5 protein-coding genes are annotated in these 3,667 nt (G+C 52.1%); all 5 read left to right on the forward strand.

Annotation, left to right across the window (positions count from 1 at the left end; all coding sequences use genetic code 11):
- Nucleotides 1-555 (forward strand): type II secretion system F family protein (locus tag H8S57_RS16545; RefSeq protein WP_369807651.1); only part of this gene is annotated, 555 nt, incomplete at its 5' end.
- A 16-nt stretch (nucleotides 556-571) separates the two neighbouring features.
- Nucleotides 572-967: a DUF4320 family protein gene (locus H8S57_RS16550; RefSeq protein ID WP_025543793.1), complete on the forward strand. Its 396-nt coding sequence runs from the start codon at nucleotides 572-574 to the stop codon at nucleotides 965-967.
- Nucleotides 964-1,509, forward strand: a complete 546-nt coding sequence (locus H8S57_RS16555; RefSeq protein ID WP_021632283.1) for a hypothetical protein — start codon at nucleotides 964-966, stop codon at nucleotides 1,507-1,509. The genes H8S57_RS16550 and H8S57_RS16555 overlap by 4 nt, the downstream gene beginning before the upstream one ends.
- Before the next feature lie 152 nt (nucleotides 1,510-1,661).
- Entirely contained in the window at nucleotides 1,662-2,207 is a 546-nt protein-coding gene (locus H8S57_RS16560; RefSeq protein WP_025543794.1) for a DUF6550 family protein, read from the forward strand.
- Nucleotides 2,208-2,282: 75 nt separating this feature from the next.
- Nucleotides 2,283-3,667, forward strand: a 1,385-nt coding sequence (locus H8S57_RS16565) for a DUF8193 domain-containing protein (RefSeq protein ID WP_243204874.1), incomplete at its 3' end; no start/stop codon positions are given.

Genomic DNA, 3,667 nt, shown 5'->3' on the forward strand with positions numbered 1-3,667 from the left:
CCGGCCCTTCTGATTTTCCCGATCCTTGCGCCGGTCATTGTGTTTCTGGCGGTGGCAGTTTACTTCAAAGAGCAGAAACGAGCGGACGAGATCGTTCAACAGCGCCGGGAAGAAATCGAAGCCGAGCTGCCCAGATTTGTAAACACCATTGAACAGGAACTCAGGGCATCCCGTGATGTGCTGAACATCCTGAAATCCTACCAGAGAAACGCTGGTCATGCCATGAAGCGGGAACTGGAAATCACGATTGCGGATATGGCATCCGGCAACGAGGAAAACGCACTCACCCGCATGGAGAGCCGGATTGGAAGTACCATGCTGTCCGATGTGGTGCGCGGCTTGATCTCGGTCAAGCGCGGTGACAACGGTATCATGTATTTCCAGATGCTTTCTATGACCTTTAAGCAGTTGGAACTTCAAAAACTGAAACTGGAAGCCATGAAGCAGCCGGGAAAAATGCGTAAGTATTCCTTTATGCTGCTGGGCTGTTTCCTGCTGATGTATCTGGGTGTCCTGGGCTATGTGGTGTTGGAAGCCTTTGGCGAACTGTTCTAAAGGAGGTGGAGAAACCGTGAAACGACTTCTGAAGGACAAACGGGGCGAGGGCTTTGTGGATGTGTGTGTCCTGGTTCTGGCGATTGCAATGGTTCTGGCTTTGGTGGTCCGCATTGCACCGGTATTCGTGGCAAAGCAGAACCTTGATGTCTTTGCGGACGAACTGGTTCGGACTGCGGAAATCAATGGGCAGGTTGGCTCTGCCACAAACGCAAAAGCAGCGGATTTGCGGGAGCAAACCGGACTCGACCCCAATATCTCATGGAGCGACACCGGAAAAATCCAGCTCGGCAACGAGGTGGAAGTGACCCTCACAACCACCGTCAATATTGGGCTGTTCGGTGAGTTTGCATCCTTTCCTGTCACTCTGACAGCAAAGGCCAGCGGGACTTCGGAGGTGTATTGGAAGTGAAGAAGATTCGAGAAGTCCTGAAAAGCAAATCCGGGCAAGGCGTACCGATGATTTTGGCCGTTGTCCTCTGCTGCCTGATTCTGGCCTGTGTGACCTTTGAGTATATGCGCTTGATGATCGTTGCGCAGGGGGTGCGTGATTCTGTCCAGTCCGCCATTGTAGATGTGGCCACCGAGAATTGGGATGAAGCCTATGCCGGTTTGCGTGAGGGTTACTCCGGTGGCTATCAACTTGCCGGTTCGTCCTGGTCACAGAATGTTACCAGCGGCAATGTATACGCCCGCCTGCAAGATGTTTTGGGCATTGAATACGAGGGCGGGCAGTATGTAAAGTACAGCGGCGAGAATTTGGAGTATCGACTGTACGACCTGCACCTGGATGTAGAAAATGCTCCGCTGGCCCCGTCTGTGCCGGATGGCATTACGCAGCTCAATGTCACAGGGACAATCACTGTTGATGTGCCGCTTTCCTTTGGGTTCGGGCATCTGCCCCCCATGCAGATCACCATGAAACTCAACGCCAAATATGTTCCCAGGTTTTAATTTTGTGTATTTCGCCCTGCCGCTTTTCCATAGCGCAAAAAAATATTTGGCAGGAATCACACCTGGACGCCGTATTTGTGCAAATGGTATAATGATGGCGAGAAATATCACCATAATTTTAATATAAAATCACCGTACAAGGAGGTTTTCAAATGAGTGCAAAAAACAAGAAGCTGTTGGCCGTTCTTGGCGCAGCCGCCGTTGTGGTAATTGTGATTGCCGCAGTGCTGCTGGGCAAGGGCGGGCAGACCACAACCGTTGATCCGGCATCCACCCCCTCGGATGTATCTGCCGAGGATGTGGATAGCAGCAATACCCCGGACAGCAGCTCCAGCGAACCGCTGGTAGTGGTGCCGGACACCTCTAAACCCGAAGCGACTGACAGCCAGAACCAGACCGATGCTGTTTTGAATGTGGAGGAAGAAGATCAGGTAGACGTTAACCTGACCGACAGTGAAAAGAAACCCGAAACCACTCCGCCCCCGGCGCCTTCTCAGGAGGAACAGCAGGCGGCCAGCGAAAAGGATGAGCCGATTGTGCATGAGCCGGACAGCAACCAACCCCAGACCGGCGACACACAGGGCGGTTCCATCTATCTGGAGGGCTTTGGCTGGATCACCGACGAGGGCGGCGGCTCCGTCCAGCACAACATTGACTCTGATGGAGATATAAATAAACAGGTCGGCAACATGGGCTGATAACAAGCCCGGAGAGTACGGTAGCGATACCGTACTCTTTTTTTGTTCTCAACTAATTTGATTGGAGGTGCGTTTTTGAAGCGGATATTTGTGATACTGCTCACATTTGTGCTGCTGTTGGGTATCTGTCCTATGAGCGCCCTGGCAGAAACCGGAGGAAGCGGAAACGTGGATGGCGGTGGCGGCGATATGGGGCAAGGAACCTCGCAGAACTCCTGGAACCCTGGTATGGATGGTGTACGAATTACTGTGGTTGATGCAGAATCCGGTCAGCCTGTGTCGTCCTCTTTTGATCTGACTAATAAAACTCCATCTATCAAGATTCATTTTGGGAAAGTCAGTAAAATTCAATATGCAAATGGGGCAAGTATTTCTCCTACCACGGGGAATTACGACTACTACACCCCCGCAACCCCTATGCCGAGGATCGTCAGCAGTGGCAGCCAGAATGCCAGCATTGAAGCAATCAAGAAATACTTCTGCTCCGAGTATGCGGTAAAACTGGTGGCGCAGCAGACCGGAATCGCATACGAGGAACTGATTGGCGGACAGTACAAGCTGTTTTTGGAGCCAATCGCCTATTTTAAGCACAACGGAATTATGATGGCCATGACTGCCCATGAAGCCGCGCTCTATGATAATCAGGCAGGCGGGTCCTTGCGTAAGACAATGACGAGTTTGACCCATAAAAACCTGCCGCTGGCTATGTTCCTGGAATATGCGGATATGGGATTTCCGGCCTATACAGGGGCTACCAATAAGACCTGTTCCAACGATACTATTATCACCTATCTGGGTATGGGTATTGTATGGTTTACCGACCCGCCCGAACAGCCGGAGCCAACCGACTATGACTACGAGTATCGTGTGGATACAGATGTCATCACGCCGGTAACGCTCTATGCGGGATCGGAGATCAATCCTGATAGCCCTGCTACGGTATCCTTTAGTATCAACGGCAGCACCTACCGGATGAACAATATTGTGATTCCATCGGGAGATAGTCAGATTGCCTGGGTAAAGTGGCATACACCGTCGGAGCCGCAGGATATTACCATCCATGTCAGCACTAACAAAGGTTCGTTGAGCCAAAGCACCATTCACGCAAAGGTGGTAGATCTCTCCGGCAACGACCCGCCCGACCCGAAAGCCACCGATACAATGGGAAGCTGGTCGGCCAGCAGCATTCCCAGCCGAGAAACCAAGACCTATGCAGCATGGAGTGTCTGGTGGGCGAAATGGCACCCCTATTGGGTGTGGCACAGCACAGGGAAAAACACAGGATATTGGGTAGACGATGGATGGTATGATTACTTCCGGGACAATTACTCGGCCAGCATGACCGCCACCACCCGAATCGAGCCGGACGAAAAGGTTCCCACCGCTTCGGGCGATTTGATGAAATCAGGCTATGGCGTAACAAACACTGTAACGGCAACCGTCAGCACCTCTGCCCCGCT

Origin of the sequence: Lawsonibacter hominis, assembly GCF_014287895.1 — a bacterium.
GTDB lineage: Bacteria > Bacillota > Clostridia > Oscillospirales > Oscillospiraceae > Lawsonibacter_A > Lawsonibacter_A hominis.